The sequence below is a fragment of the Phenylobacterium sp. genome, from assembly GCF_030681155.1.
In the GTDB taxonomy this organism is placed as follows: Bacteria; Pseudomonadota; Alphaproteobacteria; order Caulobacterales; family Caulobacteraceae; genus Phenylobacterium.
The window spans coordinates 1-18,547 of record NZ_JAUXXE010000041.1; the positions used below are offsets into that span (position 1 = coordinate 1).

General features: G+C 66.6%; 20 protein-coding genes. 15 read left to right on the forward strand and 5 right to left on the reverse strand.

The genetic code is table 11. From position 1 onward, the window contains the following. The coding region (locus Q8M13_RS10375) for a hypothetical protein (RefSeq protein WP_305299881.1) at positions 1-248 on the forward strand (248 nt) is incomplete at its 5' end. Between the two features lie 4 nt (positions 249-252). Here Q8M13_RS10375 and Q8M13_RS10380 read toward each other — a convergent pair. Next, positions 253-1,095 carry a hypothetical protein gene (locus Q8M13_RS10380; RefSeq protein WP_305299882.1) on the reverse strand — a complete coding sequence of 281 codons (843 nt, stop codon included), beginning with the start codon at positions 1,093-1,095 and terminating at the stop codon, positions 253-255. 322 nt (positions 1,096-1,417) lie between these two features. On the opposite strand from Q8M13_RS10380, the gene Q8M13_RS10385 reads away from it, so the two are divergent. Then, complete coding sequence (locus Q8M13_RS10385) at positions 1,418-1,582, forward strand: hypothetical protein (RefSeq protein WP_305299883.1); 165 nt, start codon at positions 1,418-1,420, stop codon at positions 1,580-1,582. An 18-nt stretch (positions 1,583-1,600) separates the two neighbouring features. Here the strand turns inward: Q8M13_RS10385 and Q8M13_RS10390 are convergent, their stop codons facing one another. Beyond that, positions 1,601-2,119, reverse strand: a complete 519-nt coding sequence (locus tag Q8M13_RS10390) for a GNAT family N-acetyltransferase (RefSeq protein WP_305299884.1) — start codon at positions 2,117-2,119, stop codon at positions 1,601-1,603. Positions 2,120-2,242: 123 nt separating this feature from the next. Here Q8M13_RS10390 and Q8M13_RS10395 point away from each other — a divergent pair, with 123 nt between their 5' ends. Beyond that, complete coding sequence (locus Q8M13_RS10395; RefSeq protein WP_305299885.1) at positions 2,243-3,040, forward strand: SDR family NAD(P)-dependent oxidoreductase; 798 nt, start codon at positions 2,243-2,245, stop codon at positions 3,038-3,040. A gap of 79 nt (positions 3,041-3,119) precedes the next feature. Then, entirely contained in the window at positions 3,120-3,620 is a 501-nt protein-coding gene (locus Q8M13_RS10400) for an ATP-binding protein (RefSeq protein WP_305299886.1), read from the forward strand. A 4-nt stretch (positions 3,621-3,624) separates the two neighbouring features. On the opposite strand, the gene Q8M13_RS10405 is transcribed toward Q8M13_RS10400, so the two are convergent. After that, positions 3,625-4,248: a glutathione S-transferase family protein gene (locus Q8M13_RS10405; RefSeq protein WP_305299887.1), complete on the reverse strand. Its 624-nt coding sequence runs from the start codon at positions 4,246-4,248 to the stop codon at positions 3,625-3,627. Between the two features lie 220 nt (positions 4,249-4,468). Here Q8M13_RS10405 and greA point away from each other — a divergent pair, with 220 nt between their 5' ends. The 5 genes from greA to Q8M13_RS10430 all read left to right on the forward strand — a co-directional run bounded on the left by greA (position 4,469) and on the right by Q8M13_RS10430 (position 9,552). Then, positions 4,469-4,942, forward strand: a complete 474-nt coding sequence (gene greA, locus Q8M13_RS10410) for a transcription elongation factor GreA (RefSeq protein WP_305299888.1) — start codon at positions 4,469-4,471, stop codon at positions 4,940-4,942. Positions 4,943-4,949: 7 nt separating this feature from the next. After that, on the forward strand, positions 4,950-5,963 hold the full coding sequence (locus Q8M13_RS10415; RefSeq protein ID WP_305299889.1) for a mitochondrial fission ELM1 family protein: 1,014 nt from the start codon (positions 4,950-4,952) through the stop codon (positions 5,961-5,963). A gap of 45 nt (positions 5,964-6,008) precedes the next feature. Next, the gene (gene pseG, locus Q8M13_RS10420; RefSeq protein ID WP_305299890.1) at positions 6,009-7,049 is read left to right on the forward strand and encodes a UDP-2,4-diacetamido-2,4,6-trideoxy-beta-L-altropyranose hydrolase; all 1,041 of its coding nucleotides are present in this window, start codon (positions 6,009-6,011) and stop codon (positions 7,047-7,049) included. A 113-nt stretch (positions 7,050-7,162) separates the two neighbouring features. After that, positions 7,163-8,170, forward strand: coding sequence for a thioredoxin-disulfide reductase (gene trxB / locus Q8M13_RS10425; RefSeq protein WP_305299891.1), 1,008 nt, complete (start codon positions 7,163-7,165; stop codon positions 8,168-8,170). Positions 8,171-8,253: 83 nt separating this feature from the next. Continuing rightward, entirely contained in the window at positions 8,254-9,552 is a 1,299-nt protein-coding gene (locus Q8M13_RS10430) for a UDP-N-acetylglucosamine 1-carboxyvinyltransferase (RefSeq protein WP_305299892.1), read from the forward strand. Between the two features lie 79 nt (positions 9,553-9,631). Here the strand turns inward: Q8M13_RS10430 and Q8M13_RS10435 are convergent, their stop codons facing one another. Continuing rightward, positions 9,632-10,153, reverse strand: coding sequence for a hypothetical protein (locus Q8M13_RS10435; protein ID WP_305299893.1), 522 nt, complete (start codon positions 10,151-10,153; stop codon positions 9,632-9,634). Between the two features lie 213 nt (positions 10,154-10,366). Between Q8M13_RS10435 and Q8M13_RS10440 the strand changes: the two genes are divergently transcribed. Further along, the gene (locus Q8M13_RS10440; protein ID WP_305299894.1) at positions 10,367-10,852 is read left to right on the forward strand and encodes a GNAT family N-acetyltransferase; all 486 of its coding nucleotides are present in this window, start codon (positions 10,367-10,369) and stop codon (positions 10,850-10,852) included. A gap of 1 nt (position 10,853) precedes the next feature. Here Q8M13_RS10440 and Q8M13_RS10445 read toward each other — a convergent pair whose 3' ends face one another. Beyond that, positions 10,854-12,053 (reverse strand): cell wall hydrolase, encoded by a 1,200-nt coding sequence (locus tag Q8M13_RS10445; RefSeq protein ID WP_305299895.1) that lies wholly within the window; start codon positions 12,051-12,053, stop codon positions 10,854-10,856. Between the two features lie 156 nt (positions 12,054-12,209). Here Q8M13_RS10445 and Q8M13_RS10450 point away from each other — a divergent pair, with 156 nt between their 5' ends. The 5 genes from Q8M13_RS10450 to Q8M13_RS10470 all read left to right on the forward strand — a co-directional run bounded on the left by Q8M13_RS10450 (position 12,210) and on the right by Q8M13_RS10470 (position 18,435). Beyond that, positions 12,210-14,558 (forward strand): PAS domain-containing sensor histidine kinase, encoded by a 2,349-nt coding sequence (locus tag Q8M13_RS10450; RefSeq protein WP_305299896.1) that lies wholly within the window; start codon positions 12,210-12,212, stop codon positions 14,556-14,558. A 168-nt stretch (positions 14,559-14,726) separates the two neighbouring features. Then, positions 14,727-15,809, forward strand: coding sequence for a quinolinate synthase NadA (gene nadA / locus Q8M13_RS10455; protein WP_305299897.1), 1,083 nt, complete (start codon positions 14,727-14,729; stop codon positions 15,807-15,809). Positions 15,810-15,811: 2 nt separating this feature from the next. Continuing rightward, positions 15,812-17,326, forward strand: a complete 1,515-nt coding sequence (locus Q8M13_RS10460; protein WP_305299898.1) for an L-aspartate oxidase — start codon at positions 15,812-15,814, stop codon at positions 17,324-17,326. Then, positions 17,323-18,168 (forward strand): carboxylating nicotinate-nucleotide diphosphorylase, encoded by an 846-nt coding sequence (nadC, locus tag Q8M13_RS10465; protein ID WP_305299899.1) that lies wholly within the window; start codon positions 17,323-17,325, stop codon positions 18,166-18,168. Before Q8M13_RS10460 ends, nadC begins: the two co-directional genes overlap by 4 nt. Before the next feature lie 54 nt (positions 18,169-18,222). Then, complete coding sequence (locus Q8M13_RS10470; RefSeq protein WP_305299900.1) at positions 18,223-18,435, forward strand: hypothetical protein; 213 nt, start codon at positions 18,223-18,225, stop codon at positions 18,433-18,435. The last annotated feature ends 112 nt before the right edge of the window (positions 18,436-18,547 follow it).

Below are 18,547 nucleotides of genomic sequence, written 5' to 3' on the forward strand. Positions count from 1 at the left end.
CGGTCCGCAAGGTCCTGGAAGGCCGTCCGCACATCGTCGACGCCATGAAGAACGGCGAGGTCCAGCTCGTCTTCAACACCACCGAGGGCAAGCAGTCCCTGGCCGACTCCTTCGCCATCCGTCGGACCGCCCTGATGATGAAGACCCCCTACTTCACCACCGCCGCGGGGGCCCTAGCGGCCGCCCAGGCGATCGCAGCGACCGCGACGGACACCTTGGACGTCCGCCCGCTGCAGAGCTACGGCTGATGCTTCAACCTGGGGGCGGCGCGATGGGGATCCATCGCCCGCCCTTGCAGATGATCGCGGTGCGTGAAAAGGCGTCGGGGCTTGCGGCCTCATGCCTGGCCATTGCCCAGAACACAGCCAGCGAGGCTGGTTGATCGGTCGCCGGGACAGCGAAGAAATCTCGCGCCATCACCAGGGCGAGCTGCCCCTCGGGCCGCTGGGAGCCAGGACCGCACGGCGGCGATCTAAGAAGCGCGCTCGGCCCGAGACCGCTCTCGCTGCCCACACCCAGCAAGCCGTCCACACCCTCTAACCGTACGGCCTCAAGCTTTCCCATGCGCACGGAGAGGTTTGACAGGCCAAGCTTCCAGGCATCGGCCTCGCTAAGCTTGAGCTTCACCAGATCGTCCCGGCCTGCGTAGCGGATTGAGGTTTCGCTATCGACGGCGAGTATCTGGATCATGTCGCCGACGAACGGCTTGCTGAGAGAAATGGCCTGACCGCTACCAAGCTCGACCTTCGCGCCCACGGGACGAACGATAATGACCAAGTTGTCCCGCGACGCTGGCGTCCCCTCGGCCTCCTCCTGAAGCGTGGCGATGAGGCCCTCGATGATCTCCTCGGATCGCCCCGGATCCTTCTCGTAGTATTCGTAGGAGGTCGTCATCGATAGATTTTTGCGGGTCCCGTCGGGCCAGGTGATCCTCAGCGTCGCCCCATCCAAAGCCTTGACCTTCACGCCCGGCATCGCCTTTTCCGCCCGTAGGGCGAAGGCGTCCCGGAAGGCTTCGCGTGACCCTGGCGCCGCCTCCGCCGGTGCGCACGCAGCCAAGGTAACTGCGCAAATCAGCGCCAAGATCGATCGCATCACCCAGCATCCCCAAACCCAAGTAAGCTTGATGAGAACAAATCGTGATCATCGACGGCTGTCAATGGCCAAGCTTTCAGCCGCGTTCGAGGGCGGCGTGACGCCAAATGCTCCTACCCTCTGGCCTATGAAGCACTTAACCGTGAATGCTGATTGACCGCCGTTCTTTCAAGGCGCAGGCTTCAAGCATCGCCTTGCTTCGGCAGGCGCGAAAGTGGGCGAGCTCCGGCGGCCCCTGATGACCAGCCGGAAGGCCCACCTGGGCGCCTGTCGCAGTCTGGCGGAGGACATGTCCTCTGGAACAGTATGCGAAGGAAAAGCCATGCAATCCGGGCATCATGAAGGTGAGGTCCACCATCGCAAGAATAGGCACCTGCTGGAGCGCTTCGAGGGATACACAGACCTTATCGTCGTGGGTCTGATCATCGCCTTGGGCGCCGCCATGCTGGTCGGCCTGCTCACCGCCAACGGGAACGTCACCTGGTAGGCGCCTGCGGCTGACGGCCTAGAGAGATCGAGCCAAGACCAGGTCGTCGTACTCATTGGCGCCTACACGGAACTTCCGGACGCCCGCCTCGGCGTAGCCCTGGCGGGCGTAGAAGGCGATTGCGCGCGAGTTTCCCCCGAACACGCCGAGCAGCATCCGCGTGAAACCCTCGCTTGCGGCGCTATCCATCGCCGTCGTCATCAACTTGGCCCCCAATCCCGTGCCATGGAAGCGATTGAGGACGTAGATCCTCTTCAGCTCCACATCCCGCTCGCCCGTCGCCACGGGAAGGTCTGGCGGGGTCAGGGCCGCATAGCCCACCACCGCTCCCCCTTCGTCCATCTCGGCCGCCCACAGCCGATAGCCCGGCTTGGCCAGCCAATCGGCGTAGAGCGCTTCGCTATGCTGGGTCTTGCAATGGCTTAGGATGTCGCCGGCCGGCAGGACGCCGGCATAGGTTTCCAGGAAGGTCGCCTGCCCCACCAGCGCTAGCGCAGCTTCGTCGCCCGCAACGCAGGGCCGGATGGTGACGCTCATCGAAAACCTCCCTTGGTCGAGCTCGCGGCTCGAATCTCAACGCGGCGAAAGGCTGGCCCTGATCGCAGAGCTAGGCTAGTCGTAGGCCTAACTAAACAATGATTACCAATGGGAGGGATGCTCATGGCCGGACGGGTCGAGGGTAAGGTTGCGCTGATCACCGGTGGAGCAAGCGGCATCGGCCGCAGTTGCGCCGAACGCTTGGCGCAGGAAGGCGCGATCGTCGTCGTCACCGACGTGCAGGACGACAAGGGCGCGCAGACAGTCGCCGACATCACCGCCGCGGGCGGTAAGGCCAGCTATCTTCCTCACGACGTCACCGGCGAGCAGCCCTGGATCGACGTCGTCGCGGCCATCAAGGCCCAGCACGGCCGCCTGGACATCCTGGTCAACAACGCAGGCATCGGCCTCAGCGGCTCGGTCCTGACCATGCCCCTGGCCGACTTCCAGAAGCAGACCGCAGTCAATCTCGACGGCGTCTTCCTCGGCGTGAAGCACTCGATCCCGCTGATGCGTGAGAACGGCGGCGGGTCGATCATCAATATGTCGTCGGTGGCCGGCCTGAAGGGTTCGGCGATCCTCGCCGGCTATTGCGCCACCAAGGGCGCGGTGCGCCTGTTCACCAAGTCCGTGGCCCTGGAATGCGCCGCCGCCAAGGACGGGATCAGGGTCAATTCCGTACACCCCGGGATCATCGAGACCCCGATCTGGGACTCGATCATGGGGACCGGCGACGTCGGCGACAACGCCCGTCCGCCGCGCCCGGCGGTGCTGGACGCCATGACCTTGGAAGGCGTGCCGCTCGGCAAGAAGGGCTTCCCGGAAGACATCGCCAACGGCGTGCTCTGGCTGGCCTCCGACGAGAGCCGTTATGTCACCGGCGCCGAGATCGTCATCGATGGCGGGTTCTCGATCAAGTAGCGCCCCCGCGACCGCCTTGCGTCAAAAATAACCGCCCGAGAGCGTTTCCGATCGACCGGAAATGCTCTACGGGCGGGCCATGACCGCTACGCTTCACGTCGTCTTCGGCCCCTCGGGCGCCGGCAAGTCCACCTACGCCAAGGAATTCGCGCGCCGCGAACCGGCCGTCCATTTCGCCATCGACGACTGGATGGCCCGGCTGTTCGCCGCCGACATGCCTGAGCCGATCGAGTTCGCCTGGATGATGGAACGGGTGGAGCGTTGCGAGTCGCAGATCTGGTCGACCGCCGCTGGCGTTATCGCCACCGGAACATCTGTGATCCTCGACCTGGGTCTGATGCGCAAAACCGACCGCGCCCGCGTCGCGGAGATCGCCGCGGCGGTCGAGCTGCCGATCCAGTTCCACTTCGTCACCGCGCCGCAGGACGTCCGCCGCGCGCGCGTGCTGGAGCGCAACGAGGTTCGCGGTGAGAGCTTCGCCATGCCGGTCAATCAGGAAATGTTCGACTTCATCGAAGGCGTCTACGAGGCGCCCGACGAGGCCGAACTCATCGGCGCGATCATTTCAGAGAGCGACTGACCGGCTAGACGAACAGCCATTCCGGCCAGGTCGCGTCCGCGGCCCGGTGGTAGGCGTCGCGAACCGTCAGGCGAGCATTGTAGTCGAGCAGCGCCGCGGTTTCCGGCAACGTCTTGCGGCGCAGCGCGGCCGAGATCGTCGACCCCAGCATGACGTCGGCCGCCGAGAACCGTTCGCCGAGCAGGTACCTTCGTCCCTTCACCGCCTTGGCCAGCACCTCGACCATGTCGTCGAAGGCGCCAAAGCCGGTCTCCGCGCCCGGCAGGTCGATATGCTTGGGGTGCAGGCTGATCAACGGATCAAGCACGGCGGTCGAATAGACCATCCACTTCAGATAGGCGCCGCGATCGACGTCCTCGATCTTCGGCGCCAGGCCGCCATAGCCATAGCGGTCGGCCAGATAGATGCAGATCGCCGGGTTCTCGCTCACCACGACCTTGCCGTCGGTGAGGGTCGGCACCTTCCCTGACGGGTTGAGCTTCAGATAGTCCCTCTTCTTCTGGTCGCCCTTGCGGATATCCACATTGACCACCTGAAACGGGACACCAAGTTCTTCGAGAAGCCAATAGGCCGTGAAGGCGCGGCTGGCCGGCGAATGGTATAGCGTGATCGCGGGCTTGGTTTTCATGCTGGGCCTCTGAAGAATACGGTCAATCTAGGAACCCTGCGGAGACCCCGCTACCCCGTTCCTGGACAGGTTAAAACGATCCCGCGCGCGGCGCGTCATAACACTCGATGGTCGCGGCCCTTGAGTTTTTGCGCTGCCGCATCTATCCTCTACCCCCCCGGACGCCTGCGCCCGCGGCCGGCAACGAACTCCCTTAAAGGCGACCGAGTCCTCACCTATCATGGAAAAAGTCCCGATGACCGCCGAGGGCTGGCAAGTCCTCGACGTTGAATTGAAGCGTTTGAAGACCATCGAGCGTCCCGCCGTGATCGCTGCGATCTCGGAAGCGCGCTCGCATGGCGATCTCTCCGAGAATGCCGAATATCATGCCGCCAAAGAGCGTCAGGGCTGGATCGAAGGTCAGATCGCCGAGATCGAAGACCGGATGGCCCGCGCGCAGGTCATCGACGTCTCGAAGCTCTCCGGCAGCCAGGTGAAATTCGGCGCCACGGTCTCCGTGGTCGACGAAGACACCGAGGAAAAGGCTCGCTACCAGATCGTCGGCGAGCACGAAGCCGACGTGAAGCAGGGGAAGATCTCGATCATTTCCCCGCTGGCCCGCGCCATGATCGGCAAGGAAATGGGCGACGTCGTCGAGGTGAACACCCCCGGCGGCGGCAAGGCCTATGAGATCCTCAAGGTCGAGTGGGTCTAGGCCAGACTTGACTGCATCCAATCCGACGTCCTCCGAGACCCCGCTCATCATCTGGGCGGTCTCGGACGGGCGCGCGGGCATCGAGGCCCAGGTCGTGGGCCTCGCCAACGCGGTGGCGCGCAAGCGCCCGGCCAGGATCATCGTCAAGCGTGTCGGCTGGAAGAGCTGGATCGGGCGTCTGCCCTGGTGGCTCAACCTGGCGCCGCGTAGCTTCTTGACGCCTGAGAGCGACCTGACCCCGCCCTGGCCCGATCTGTGGATCGCGGCCGGCCGCGCCACCCTGCCCTTGTCCATTCGCGTGAAGGGCTGGTCGAAGAAGAAGACCTATGTGGTCCAGATCCAGGATCCGCGCATGCCCACGCGGCTGTTCGACCTGGTCATTCCGCCAAGGCATGACCGTCTGGCCGGCGATAACGTCTTCCCGATCACCGGCTCGCCCGGACGAGTGAACGCCGACCGCCTCGCGGGCGATCTGGAACATTTCAAGGCCGAGCTTGAGCCCCTGCCCCGCCCGCGGGTCGCGGTGATCATCGGCGGCAAGTCCAAGGCCCATGACCTGTCAGTCGAGCGCGCCGCCGCCATGGCGCGCGAGATCGAACTGCCGGTCGCCCAGGAGGGCGGATCGGTCATGGTCAGCTTTACGCGCCGCACCCCCGAACCTGCCCGCGCGATCCTGGCCGCACGCCTCAAGCACCTGCCGGGCGTGATCTGGGACGGTGAAGGCGAGAACCCCTATTTCGCCTATCTGGCGGCGGCCGACTACATCCTGGTCACCGAGGACTCGACCAATCTCGCGACCGACGCCGCCTCGACCGGCAAGCCGGTGTTCGTCCTGAAGATGGAGGGCGAGAGCCTGAAGTTCAGGCTGTTCCACGAAGACCTCGAGAGCCTGGGCGCAGCCCGCCCCTTCGGCGGGGCCTTCCATAGCTGGCAGTATCCACCACTGGCCGAGACCGATCGCGCCGCCGATGAGGTGCTGCGCCGCTACGACGAACGAGGCGAGCGCCCCGTTCCGGGCTAACATAGCCTTTCCAAAGTGTTGGTTTCGGCCTTCCCTGTAGCGGACATGATTCTCCGCCCGCGCGTCCTCTTCGTCGCCAATGCAGGCCCCTCGGTCGGAGGCGGCCATGTGATGCGCTCGCTCAGCCTGGCGCGCGCGCTCGAACCGCACGGCGCGGATTGCGTGTTCCTCGCCTCGCCGCAGGCGGGCGTCATCCTCGACGTCTTCGCGCCCGACATGGCTCGCGAGGACACCGACGCCATCGATTCAGATTCGGTGCTGCGCGCGGCCATGGGCATGCGCTTCGACGCCGTGGTCTTCGACCACTACGGACTTGGCCGCGCCGAGCACGAAGCCGTCGCGCAAGGCCGGCCGACGCTGGTGATCGACGATCTCGCTGATCGCCCGCTCGGGGCCGACCTGGTGCTGGATCCCGGCCCAGCAAGGACCGAGGTCGATTATGCCGCTTTGGCACCCGGCGCTCGGCTGCTCCTCGGTCCCAGCTACGCGCCGGTGCGCCCGGAATTCGCCGCCCTCCGCGAACAAGCGCTGGCCAGACGTGGCGGACCGGTCGCACGCGTGCTGGTCGCGCTCGGCCTCACCGACGTCGGCGCCATCACCGCCCGCGTCGTGGACCGCCTGCGTCAGCGCAACGGCCAACTGGCGTTCGACATAGTCCTGGGCAGCGCTTCGCCAAGCTTGCCGGGTCTGACCCGGATCGCCGCCCACGACCCACGCCTGACCTTGCACGTCGACGCCCAGGACATGGCCGACCTGACCCTCAACGCCGACATCGCTGTCGGCGGCGGCGGTTCCACCACCTGGGAGCGGTGCACGCTTGGCCTGCCCTCGCTGCTGGTCGTCCTGGCCGACAATCAGCGCCCCGCGGCGCAGGCGCTGCTCGAACGCGACGCGGTCATGGTGGTGGACGCCCAGGCGCCCGACTTCGACACAGCGTTTGACCGCGCGGCCGTACGCTTGCTGACCGATCCGGTTACGCGTACGCGGCTGACGGCGGCCAGCCTCGACATCTGCGACGGGCTGGGGGCCGACCGGGTCGCCCAGGCGTTCCTGCAGGTCATCGCCGCGCCGCGCGAAACGGCCTGAGCCACCCGCGGGAGGGCGTTCGCCCCCAACTAAATACGTTCTTTGAGACCTGCGTTAACCGACCACGCCCCGTGCCCGTCGCATCCGACCAGAATCTCACCTAAATATGCGGCATGTCCGAGAACGCTCCCCGCACCACACGCTGCCTGATCCTGGGTTCTGGCCCGGCCGGCTACACCGCCGCCATCTACGCCGCGCGCGCCCTGCTTAATCCGGTGCTGATCGCCGGCATCCAGCCGGGCGGCCAGCTGACCATCACCACCGACGTGGAAAATTACCCAGGCTTCGCCGACGTCATCCAGGGACCCTGGCTGATGGAACAGATGCAGGCCCAGGCCGCCCATGTGGGCACCGAGATCATCAACGACATCGTCATCAAGGCCGACCTGTCACAGCGTCCGTTCCGGCTGGAATGCGACAGCGGCGCCGTCTGGCTGGCCGAGACCCTGGTCATCGCCACCGGGGCCCAGGCCAAGTGGCTCGGCCTTGAGACCGAACAGAAATTCCAGGGCTTCGGCGTCTCGGCCTGCGCCACCTGCGACGGCTTCTTCTATCGCGGCAAGGAGGTCGTGGTGGTCGGCGGCGGCAACACCGCGGTCGAGGAAGCTCTGTTCCTCACCAACTTCGCCTCCAAGGTGACGGTCGTGCACCGCCGCGACGAGTTCCGCGCCGAAAAGATCCTGCAGGAACGCCTGTTCGCCCACCCCAAGATCGAAGTGATCTGGAACAACGCCATCGACGAAGTGGTCGGCAGCACCGATCCGATGGGTGTCACCGGCGTGAAGCTGAAGCACACCGAGACCGGCGAGGTTCGCGAGATCCCGGCGGACGGCGTGTTCATCGCCATCGGCCACGCGCCGGCCTCCGAACTGTTCCGCGGCCAGCTTGAAGCCGACTCCGCCGGCTATCTGAAGGTCGAGGCCGGCAGCGCCTCGACAGCGATCAAGGGCGTGTTCGCCGCCGGCGACGTCACCGACGACGTCTATCGCCAGGCCGTGACGGCTGCGGGCATGGGCTGCATGGCCGCGCTCGAAGCCGCGCGCCTACTGGCCGAAGAAGACCACGAGAAGGCCCACCACCCGATCAGCCACCAGGAAGCCGCGAAGATCGGCGTCTGGTAGCTCTAGACCTGCGCTAGCCCGGGGACCTTCCCCGGACGGACCACCTCAACCACCCTTTCGAAGAAACGGGGCGCTGCGCCGCCATGACGAACCTGATCGTGCGAGGCGGACGCGCCTTACGGGGCGAGATCACGCCTTCGGCCAACAAGAACGCCGTATTGCCCGTGCTCTGCGCGACGCTGCTGAGCGACGAGCCGATCATCCTGCACCGCGTGCCGGACATCACCGACGTCCGTAAGCTGCTGGAATTCTTCCGCAATCTCGGCAGCTCGGTCGAGATGGATTTCGAGACCAGCACGCTGCGCCTGCATCACGGCACGGGCCTCGATCCAAAGGCCGCTCACCTGCCGCTGGGCATGCGCTCCTCGATCATGCTGATCCCGGCCCTGCTGCACCGGTTCGGCCGCGCCAGCCTGGAAGAGGACGTGACGGGGTGCACGCTCGGCTCGCGCGAAATCGACCCGCACATCGACGTGTTCCGCGCGTTCGGCGGCCTCGTCACCAGCGAGCCATCGGCGACCGTCATCACCAGCGGCAAGGGCTTCACCGCCGTCAGCCACTGGCTCGACTACGCCTCGGTGACCACCACCGAGAACTTCGTCCTGTGCGCGGCCACGGCCAAGGGCCAGTCGCGCCTGACCAATGCGGCCTGCGAGCCGCACGTCCAGGAGTTCTGCCAGTTCCTGACTCTGATGGGCGCGCGCCTTGAAGGCGTCGGCGGATCGCGGATCACGGTCGATGGCGTCGACAGCCTGGGCGGCGTGGAGTTCACCTTCGCTGACGACTTCCATGAGGTCGCGACCTTCCTGGCCATGGGCGCGATCACCGGCGGCGAGATCTCGGTCCGCAACGGCTCGGTCGAGCAGTTTCCGCTGTTAGACCGGACCTTCGCCAAGTTCGGCGTCGAGGTGACCCACGAGAACGGCTGGAGCCGCGCCCGCGTCGACGGCCCGATGAAGGTGCGCGAACCCTTCACCTCCAACATCCTGACCAAGGTCGAGGCCGCGCCATGGCCCTATGTCCCGGCCGATCTGTTGCCGATCTTCGTGGCCTTGGGCGTGCGCGCCGAGGGCCAGGTGATGTTCTGGAACAAGGTATATGACGGCGCGCTGGGCTGGTCCTCGGAACTCGGCAAGTTCGGGGCCCACGCCATGCTGTGCGATCCCCACCGGCTGATCACCTTCGGCGGCAAGCCGCTCACCCCGGCCACGGTGGACAGCCCCTACATCATCCGCGTCGCCATCGCCCTGTTCATGCTGGCGGCCAGCATCGAAGGCGAAAGCACGATCCTCAACGCCGCGCCAATCCAGCGCGCGCACCCGAAGTTCGTCGAAAACCTGAACGCCCTGGGCGCCGACGTTTCTTGGGTCGCTAGCGACTAGGCCTCCTAGACCTCGAATGTGAAAGGCCGGCCCTGGTTCGCACCATGACCGGCCTTTCATCGGCTCGTCGAAATGACCGCTAGCGCTTATCGCGCTTGGCCTGGGCGTTCTTGTTGGCCTGGGACACGCTGCCAACCTTGGCGGGCGCCGTCTTGGTCGAGCCCTTCGTGTTGCTGGTCGCGACCATTCCTGCATCGGCCGTCTTCCCGGCGTCGGGATGATGTTTCGGCGGGGCGGATCGGCGCATCGCCAAGGCGCGTCGCGAGGCGTTAATGTGGGCGGCCCGCGCATCGGCGGCGTCCAGGCGCGCAGCCTGTTTGTTCACCCGGCGCAGAGCGCTGGAAAACACCTGCTTGCGCTCCAGCGGGCGTTCGGCGGTGCCGGGGAAGCTGCCCCCGCGCGCGTCGGACTTGCCGCGTACTTCACGCGCCTTCTGCCGGGCAAAGGTCTTTTCGGTGTCGCGCAGGGTCGTCAACTTGCGGCGCGCCTCGGCGATCGCCTTGCGATCCAGCTCCTGAATGGCGGGATAGTGAGTCGTCCGGACGACCTCGGCTTCGTCGTGCTTGAGCAGACTCAGCTCGCGCTTGTTGGACAATGACATGACGAATTTCTCCCTACCCAGGCGTCTTGGCGCCTGAGGGCCAACGCATCACGCTCGCCTTGGTTGCGCGCGCCAAGTGCGCAAGCACCGGGTAGCAGCCAGCAGACCGCCCGATGTCAGAGGTGAACCTGACCGATCCGCCAGCACGCCGCCTGCTGAGCTGCTTACCGAAATCTGCCTTCCCCTGAAGTGAGGCTCGCCTAGACTGGGCCGATGATCCGTCACGTCACGCCCGCCGACCAGGCCGCCATCCGAGCTGTCGTTCACGCCGCCTTCGGCCAGGCCGACGAGGCGGATCTGGTCGAGCGGTTGCGCTCGGCGGGCGACGTGATGTTCGAACTGGTCGAGGAGGACGGCGGCGAGATCGTCGGCCACATCCTCTACAGCCGGCTTTGGGCCGATAGCATCAATCTCTTTGCAGCCCTGGCGCCGCTAGCGGTCCGGCCCGATCGTCAACGTAGCGGCGTGGGCAAACGCCTGACCGCCGCCTCGCTGGAGACCGCCAAGGAGTTCGGCGTCCATGCGGTGATCGTGCTGGGGCATCCGGAGTATTATCCAAAGTTCGGTTTCAGCACCGAGGCCTCCGCCAAGGTGAAATCGCCCTACTCCGGAAACCCGGCCTTCATGGCCCTGGCCCTGGAAGACGGCGCCCTGGATGAGGCGCTGCTGGTCGCCTATCCAAACGCCTTCAACGGATAGCCTACTGCGCGCCGGGGGCGCCGCCATCCGACGCCGGCGAAGTCGGCGCGGGGCCGGGCGCAGGCGCCGGAGCCGCGCCGCCGTCCATGGCCGCCAGCGACTTGTTGATTTCCTTGATCTCTTCCGCCGTCGGCTTGCGCCGGGGCGCATAGAGAGTTCCGAGCACCCGGGTCTTCTCGCCGCCATGGGCCGAGGCGTCGGCGACCGTGTAGGTCCGCACCTCTCCAGCCACCGCCAGGGTCAGTTTCCGATTGCCGCCGATGCCTTGGGCCTCGGGATCGAGCAACCCATTGGTGCGCGCGTCCAGCCCGCCGAGGATGGCGGGCGACAGATAGGCCTCGCCACCTGCATAGCGCCCCGTGAACGCCGGAGGCTCCCCCCAGGGACCCGTCCAGCGATAGAAGATATGCAGACCGACCTGCTTCATCTTCACCAGGGTCGGGGCCCAGTATGGGGCCACGTAGTTGGCGTGATAGTGCGTCGCCGAGCCCACCGCCTTGTTAACGTGCCCCGCCAGCGCCTCGCGCGCGACCCGCTGGGCCTGGGCCCACAGTCCAGGCTCGGGCGCGTATCGCAGGGAGCCGTCGCAGGTGAAGCTGAACTGGCAACCGGTTGTGCGGGCCGCGCCCTGATAGACCACGCCGCAGACCGACTTCGGATAGGCCGGATGCCGCACCCGGTTCAGCACGACCTGGGCGACGGCCTCCTGGCCCAGCCTCGGCTCGCGGGCGCTTTCATAATAGACCGCCTCTGACAGGCACTTCAGCGCGCGGGCGCGGTCCGAACCGTCGGCGGTCAGGACGAACGGCCGCATCGGCCGGATCGGCAGCCTGGAGAACGCGCGCAGGGCGTTGATCTCCTCGGCGGTCTCCACCGAGGTTGGTCCCAGGCCAAGGTCCGGAATTTTGGTGATGTCGAGACTGGTCCAACCGATCGTGCGCCCCCAGGGATCGGCCTGGCGCACCGGATCGTGCCGCTTGGCGAGCGAGAGCATGGCCGGGTCCATGTCGGCGGTGAGACGTGCGAGCCCTCGGTCGGAAAGCGTGCCCGCCACCGCCGCCAAACCGCGAGACTTGCTCACCTCATTAGCGGTGTAGTTGGGGTTAGCGCAGGCCAACAGGATCACCGCGCCCGCGCAGGTCACCGCCAGGGCCAGGATCAAACCGCGTTGCGAAAAGATCTGCGAAAGGTTCAGGCGCAAGGTCTTACGTCATTTCCGAGCCGGCCAGCATAGACCGCAACCGGGCGAAAATAGCGATCAAACCTTTCGATATCGAGAGTTGCGCCCAGCCGCCAGCGCCAGCATGCTCACCGAACCGGCTCACCAGCGCCGGAGTTTAAGGAGCGTCCGGTGCAAATGAGCCCCGTCGCCCTGCCGTTGCGATTTATCCCCAGACGCTCGCCCCCCTTCCCGGTGGCGTTGGCCATCAGCCTTTGCGCCATGATGGCGGCCGTCGGTATCTGCGGCATGTTCGTGGGCTGGGAGAACGCTTTCTCCCTCTCGCCGACCTATTTTCCTGCCTTCATCGTCGCCACCCTTTTCGCAGGCCAGCGCTGGGGCTGGGTGACCCTGGCCGCCGCCCTGGCCATCGGGCTGGGTTCGCGCGCGGCGATGCCCCAGCAGTTCGCCGAGCAGGCGGACATCGTCCTCTATGCGATATCCGGGGCCGTCACCGTCGTGGTGGCCGGCCGCTTGCGCGAGATCGTATTACGGCTGGACGAAGCCCAGGCCGCGCTCGACCGCAGCGAAGCACGACTGCAACTGGCCCAGGACGCCGGGGAGGTCGGCCTATGGGACTGGGATGTGCTGACCGGCGAGGGCTACTGGTCGCCCACCCTCTACCGCAATCTGGGCCTCGCGCCGGGCGGCGACTCGAACATCCGCACCTTGCTGGAGAGCGTCCACCCGGACGACCAGGAGTGGGTTCGGCAGAGCAATATTTCGGCGATCCGAACCGGCAAGATGGCTCCGACCGAGTACCGGGTCGTGCGCCCCGACGGCGAGGTCCGCTGGCTGCTCTCGCGAGGCGAGATGCTGCAGAACGGCACCGGCCGCATCGTGCGGGCGACCGGCGTCAACATCGACATCACCGAACGCCGCATGGCCTTCGAAAAGGTCCGTGAGAGTGACGCCCGCTTCCGCGCCTTGGCCGACAGCGCCCCGGTATTGCTGTGGGTCTCGCGCGCCGACGGCCGTCGCGAATTCGTCAACCAGGCCTATGTCGATTTCCTCGGCACGTCATATGACGAAGCCCTGGCGTTCGAATGGCGTCACCGCATCGACAAGGACGACCTAGACCGGGTCCTTAAGGAACAGGTGGCGGGAGAAGCGTCCCGCGCCCTGTTCACGCTCGAGGCCCGCTACTTGCGCGCTGATGGCTCTTGGCGTTGGATTCGCTCGGTGTCCCAGCCTCGCTCAGGACCGAATGGTGAGTTCGCCGGCTTCGTCGGCATCGGAATCGACATCAGCGACACCAAAAAGGCCGAGCTTGACCTTATGCGGATCAACGACCTGCTGGCGGAGCGGGTCCAGGCGGCCCTGGCCGAGCGCGACGAGGCGCAGGCCCGTCTGCACCATGCCCAGAAGCTGGAGGCGGTCGGCCAGCTCACCGGCGGTGTGGCGCACGACTTCAACAACCTGCTGACCGTGGTGATCGGCGCGCTCGACCTGATGCAACGGCGGCCTGACGACGCGGAACGGCGTAGCAAGATGCTTGAGGCCGCCCTCGGCGCGGCGCGGCGCGGAGAGCGCCTGACTCACCAACTGCTGGCGTTCTCGCGGCGCCAGGCATTGAAGCCCGAGTTTGTTCGCATCGACGATCTGCTGAAAGAGAGCGAACCGCTGCTCCGGCGCGCCGTCGGCGAGGCCGTTTCCCTGAACCTCGCGCCAACCGCGCCAGGCGCCGTCGCCCTGGTCGATCCTGGTCAGTTCGACGCTGCGATCATGAATCTGGTGGTCAACGCCCGCGACGCCGTGGGCAAGGGCGGCGCGGTGCGGCTGGAAACCAGCATCTCCGTTCTCAGCGAAGGACAGACGCCGGACATGCCCGCTGGCGAGTACATCCAGGTCGTCGTCCGCGACGACGGGGTCGGCATGGCGCCCGACGTCCTGGCGCGAGTTTTTGAACCCTTCTTCACCACCAAGGAGGTCGGCAAGGGCACCGGACTTGGCCTGTCCCAAGTCTACGGCTTCGCCCGCCAGAGCGGCGGCGGGGTGGCGATCGACACAGCGCCCGGCCAGGGCGCCGCCGTGAGTCTCTATCTCCCCCGTGTCGAGGCGCCCGCCGAGGCTGCTGACGCCCCGGTGGAACAGGCCCCTGTGAAGGCCAGCGCTCTGCGCGTGCTGCTGGTCGAGGACGACATCGAAGTCGCCATCATGGTCGCGGCCATGCTTGAGGAGCTGGGCCACCACGTCACCCGCGCCGACGGCGTCGATCGTGCCGTCGAGTTGCTCGGGCAGCCTGGCCCGATAGATCTGATGCTGACCGACCTGGTGATGCCGGGCGAACAATCGGGCGTGGACCTGGCGCGCATCGCCTCGGAAATGCGACCCGGACTGCCAATCATTCTGTCGTCCGGGTACACTGGCGAGACGCTTTCGACGGCGGTGGACGCCCCGTGGCCCTTGCTACGCAAACCCTATTCGGCGGAACTCCTGGCCCGCACCATCGCCCGGCTCATGGATCCCGAGATCCAGGCGGCCTGACCGGTCTTCAAGATAAAGTGGGCTTGTACCCAACCGAACGGGGGTCTATATCATCCTCTATTGGTTTTGCTCCTTTTGAGCATAATCACGACGCCGACGGGCGCTGCAGACACCCGCGGCGTTTTTTGAGGCCGAGGAAATGCTCAGATTGAGCATAAGGAGGACACCATGGCCGACGGTTCGCAATTTGCGTTCACGCCCGCTGTTGAAGCCGCCACCCTTCCCATGTGGGAAAAGGTCAAGCATCACGTCACCCCGATGGAGTGGCGCCTCCAGGCTCCGCTGATCGCCGAGATCAACCGGCTGAAGCGCGAGAAGGACGCCGTCATCCTCGCTCACAACTACATGACGCCAGAGATCTTCCACGGCGTGGGCGACTATGTCGGCGACAGCCTTGGGCTGGCCAAGGAAGCCGCCAAGTCCGACGCCAAGATCATCGTCCAGGCCGGCGTGCACTTCATGGCCGAGACCTCGAAGATCCTGTCGCCGGAAAAGACCGTGCTGATCCCCGACCTGTTGGCCGGGTGCAGCCTCGCCTCCTCGATCACCGGCGCCGACGTGCGCCTGATCAAGCAGCGCTATCCGGGCATCCCGGTCGTGACCTATGTGAACACCACGGCCGACGTGAAGGCCGAGACCGACGTCTGCTGCACCAGCGCCAACGCAGTGCAGGTGGTCGAACATGTGGCCAAGGAATGGGGCGTTGACCGCGTCATCCTGATCCCCGACGAATTCCTGGCCCGCAACGTCGCGCGCCAGACCGACGTCAAGATCATCGCCTGGCAGGGGCGCTGCGAGGTGCATGAGCGCTTCACGGCCGCCGACATCCTGGAACTGCGGGAGGCCTATCCGAACGCCGAGGTCCTGGCGCACCCCGAGTGCCCGGCCGAGGTGCTGGAAGTCTCCGACTTCGCCGGTTCGACCGCCGCGATGAACGACTATGTGCTGCAGCGCAAGCCTAAGCAGGTGGTGCTGATCACCGAGTGCTCGATGGCCGACAACGTCGCCGCCGACGCGCCGGACACCGAGTTCCTGCGCCCCTGCAACCTCTGCCCGCACATGAAGCGGATCAGCCTGCAGAACATCTACGAGGCTCTGGCCTATGACCGCTACGAGGTCACCGTCGACCCGGCGATCGCCGAACGCGCGCGGCTGTCCGTGCAGCGGATGATCGACCTGCCGCCGCCCCTAATCCCGGCGCGCTATGACCTCGTGAAGGCTCGCCATCACGTCGATGTGGAACTGATCTAGCGGTGGAACGCATCAAGCACGACGGCGTGCTGATCGTCGGCGCGGGCCTTGCTGGCCTGTCGGCGGCGCTGGCGGTCGCCCCGCGTAAGGCCCTGGTCCTGACCGGCGCCCCGGTGAACCAGGGCTGCTCTTCGGCCTGGGCCCAGGGCGGCATGGCCGCGGCGCTGTCCGACGACGACGCCCCGGCGCTCCACGCCGCCGACACCGTCGCGGCTGGCGCTGGCCTGGTGGACGCGGCCATGGCGGCAATCTTGGCGGAAGAAGGCCCTGAGGCCGTCCGACGCCTGGCGCAGCTCGGCGCTCCCTTCGACCGGGACGACCAGGGGCAGTTCGCCACCAGCCTCGAAGCGGCTCACTCGCGCTCGCGGGTTGCGCGCGTGAAGGGCGACCAGGCGGGCCGCGCGATCATGGACGCGGTGATCCGCACGGCCCTGTCGGCGCCTCACATTCAAATCCGCTCCGGCGCGCGGCTGCGCGGCCTGCTGCAGGACGCCGAAGGCCGCGTCCGCGGCGTGCTGGCCGAGGAAGATGGCCGGCTGGTCGAGATCACCGCGGCGGCCACCATCCTGGCCACGGGCGGGATCGGCGGGCTCTACGCCGTCACCACCACCCCGCCGGAACTCAAAGGTGAGGGCCTAGCCCTGGCCGCCCTGGCCGGCGCCACCATCGCCGATCCGGAATTCGTGCAGTTCCACCCGACAGCCATCGATATCGGCCGCGATCCTGCGCCCCTGGCGACCGAAGCCCTGCGCGGCGAGGGCGCCAAGCTGATCGACGGGAATGGCGAGCCGTTCATGGCCCGCTATCACCCCGACGCCGAACTTGCCCCCCGCGATGTGGTCGCCCGTGCGATCCACGCCGAGCGCGAAGCGGGCCATGGCGCCTTCCTGGACGCGCGCGCCGCGGTCGGCGCTCACTTCCCCGACGAATTCCCGGCAGTGTTCGCCGCCTGCCTGTCGGGGGGCATCGATCCTAGAGTTCAGCCGATCCCGGTCGCGCCAGCCTGCCACTACCACATGGGCGGCATCGTCACCGACGCCGATGGCCGCACGTCGCTGGCCAATCTGTTCGCAGCCGGCGAGTGCGCCTCGACGGGTGTTCATGGCGCCAATCGCCTGGCGTCCAACTCGCTGCTCGAAGCGGCAGTCTTCGGCGCGCGCGCCGGTCATGCCGCGCGCGAGGCGCTTGATCCCCAGAGCCGGCCGCTGCGCGCGACCCCATCGCCCGACCTGCCGCCAGAAGCCCTGGCGCAGCTCCGGATCGCGATGAGCCGCGACGCCGGTGTCGTTCGGGACGCTGCGGGCCTGACCCGCTTGATCGCAGAGATCGATGCAATGGAGGCCGCCCACGGCCGCGCCGCGCCGCTGGTCGCCGCCCGACTGACCGCGCAGGCCGCCCTGGCCCGCCCCAACAGCCTTGGCGCTCACTTCCGCGCCGACGGCGTTCCCGATCAGGCTCCGTCGCGGACCTTCATCACCCTTCCCGCCTCCAGCCCTCCACGCCTGGCCGCTGAATGACCCCTCCGATCCCCGACCTACTGATCGCGCCCGTGGTCACGGCCGCCTTGGCCGAAGACCTGGGCCGCGCCGGCGACGTAACGGCCCAAGCCTGTATCGGGGCCGACACCCGGCTTTCGGCGGTGTTCGCCGCGCGCCAGTCCGGCGTCGTGGCGGGCTTGGCCTGCGCGCGGCTCGCGGTGCTGACGCTCGACCCCGGCGCGCGCTTCGAGGAATGCGTGTCCGACGGCGATCTGATCCAGCCCGGCGATATACTGGCCAAGGTCGAAGCCAACGCCCGCGCCCTGCTTTCGGCCGAGCGGACGGCGCTGAACCTGCTGGGTCGGCTGTCGGGCGTCGCCACCCTGACCCACACCTATACGACCGCGGTCAGCGGAACGAAGGCGCGGATCGCCGACACCCGCAAGACGACGCCGGGCCTGCGCCATCTGGAAAAGTACGCCGTGCGCTGCGGCGGGGGCTTGAATCACCGTTTCGGCCTGGATGACGCCATCCTGATCAAGGACAACCATGTCGCGGCCTGCGGGGGCGTCGCCGAGGCGCTGAAGCGAGCGCGCGCGGCGGCCGGTCACCTGATGAAGATTGAGGTGGAGGTCGACAGCCTGGCGCAGTTCGACGAAGCCCTACCGCTCGCCCCCGACGTCATCATGCTGGACAATTTCAGCCTGGAAGATCTGGCGACGGCCGTGCGTCTGGCGGCCGGCAAGGTGACCCTTGAGGCTTCCGGCGGGGTCAATCTGCAGACGGTGCGAGGTATCGCCGAGACCGGTGTCGACGTGATCAGCGTCGGTGCTCTCACGCACTCGGCCCCCGTGCTCGATATCGGTTTGGACGCCGTCTAGGCGGAACAAGACAGCTTGGGGCCAGTTCCTTCAGGACACTGAGGGAGGTTTCCGATGAGCAAGGCCCCACCTATTCCCAAGGAACAACGCTCCTTCCGGGGTGCACGGCCGGACATTCAAGGCGCCGGCCAGGATCGGCGGGACGTCAAGACGGGCCTGCAATCTGGCCAGCCTGGCGATAGCGACGTGAACCTGAAGAACCAGGGACGCCAGGGCAACATTCACCAGAATGTCGACACGGTCCACGTCAAAACCCAGGATCGGTGAACACCGATCTGATCGCGCTTGGGTGGCGCCGTTAAATCTATATTGCGCAATCCCCACGACACTGCGCGCCGATCGGTCGGGCGGCGTTATGAAGTTATCGGTTTTTGCGTGG

Excerpts from the sequence above, each read along its gene's own strand:
- Q8M13_RS10380 (WP_305299882.1), bottom strand. The coding sequence starts at position 1,095 with ATGCGATCGATCTTGGCGCTGATTTGCGCAGTTACCTTGGCTGCGTGC.
- Q8M13_RS10385 (WP_305299883.1), top strand. The coding sequence starts at position 1,418 with ATGCAATCCGGGCATCATGAAGGTGAGGTCCACCATCGCAAGAATAGG.
- Q8M13_RS10390 (WP_305299884.1), bottom strand. The coding sequence starts at position 2,119 with ATGAGCGTCACCATCCGGCCCTGCGTTGCGGGCGACGAAGCTGCGCTA.
- Q8M13_RS10395 (WP_305299885.1), top strand. The coding sequence starts at position 2,243 with ATGGCCGGACGGGTCGAGGGTAAGGTTGCGCTGATCACCGGTGGAGCA.
- Q8M13_RS10400 (WP_305299886.1), top strand. The coding sequence starts at position 3,120 with ATGACCGCTACGCTTCACGTCGTCTTCGGCCCCTCGGGCGCCGGCAAG.
- Q8M13_RS10405 (WP_305299887.1), bottom strand. The coding sequence starts at position 4,248 with ATGAAAACCAAGCCCGCGATCACGCTATACCATTCGCCGGCCAGCCGC.
- greA (WP_305299888.1), top strand. The coding sequence starts at position 4,469 with ATGGAAAAAGTCCCGATGACCGCCGAGGGCTGGCAAGTCCTCGACGTT.
- pseG (WP_305299890.1), top strand. The coding sequence starts at position 6,009 with ATGATTCTCCGCCCGCGCGTCCTCTTCGTCGCCAATGCAGGCCCCTCG.
- trxB (WP_305299891.1), top strand. The coding sequence starts at position 7,163 with ATGTCCGAGAACGCTCCCCGCACCACACGCTGCCTGATCCTGGGTTCT.
- Q8M13_RS10430 (WP_305299892.1), top strand. The coding sequence starts at position 8,254 with ATGACGAACCTGATCGTGCGAGGCGGACGCGCCTTACGGGGCGAGATC.
- Q8M13_RS10435 (WP_305299893.1), bottom strand. The coding sequence starts at position 10,153 with ATGTCATTGTCCAACAAGCGCGAGCTGAGTCTGCTCAAGCACGACGAA.
- Q8M13_RS10440 (WP_305299894.1), top strand. The coding sequence starts at position 10,367 with ATGATCCGTCACGTCACGCCCGCCGACCAGGCCGCCATCCGAGCTGTC.
- Q8M13_RS10450 (WP_305299896.1), top strand. The coding sequence starts at position 12,210 with ATGAGCCCCGTCGCCCTGCCGTTGCGATTTATCCCCAGACGCTCGCCC.
- nadA (WP_305299897.1), top strand. The coding sequence starts at position 14,727 with ATGGCCGACGGTTCGCAATTTGCGTTCACGCCCGCTGTTGAAGCCGCC.
- nadC (WP_305299899.1), top strand. The coding sequence starts at position 17,323 with ATGACCCCTCCGATCCCCGACCTACTGATCGCGCCCGTGGTCACGGCC.
- Q8M13_RS10470 (WP_305299900.1), top strand. The coding sequence starts at position 18,223 with ATGAGCAAGGCCCCACCTATTCCCAAGGAACAACGCTCCTTCCGGGGT.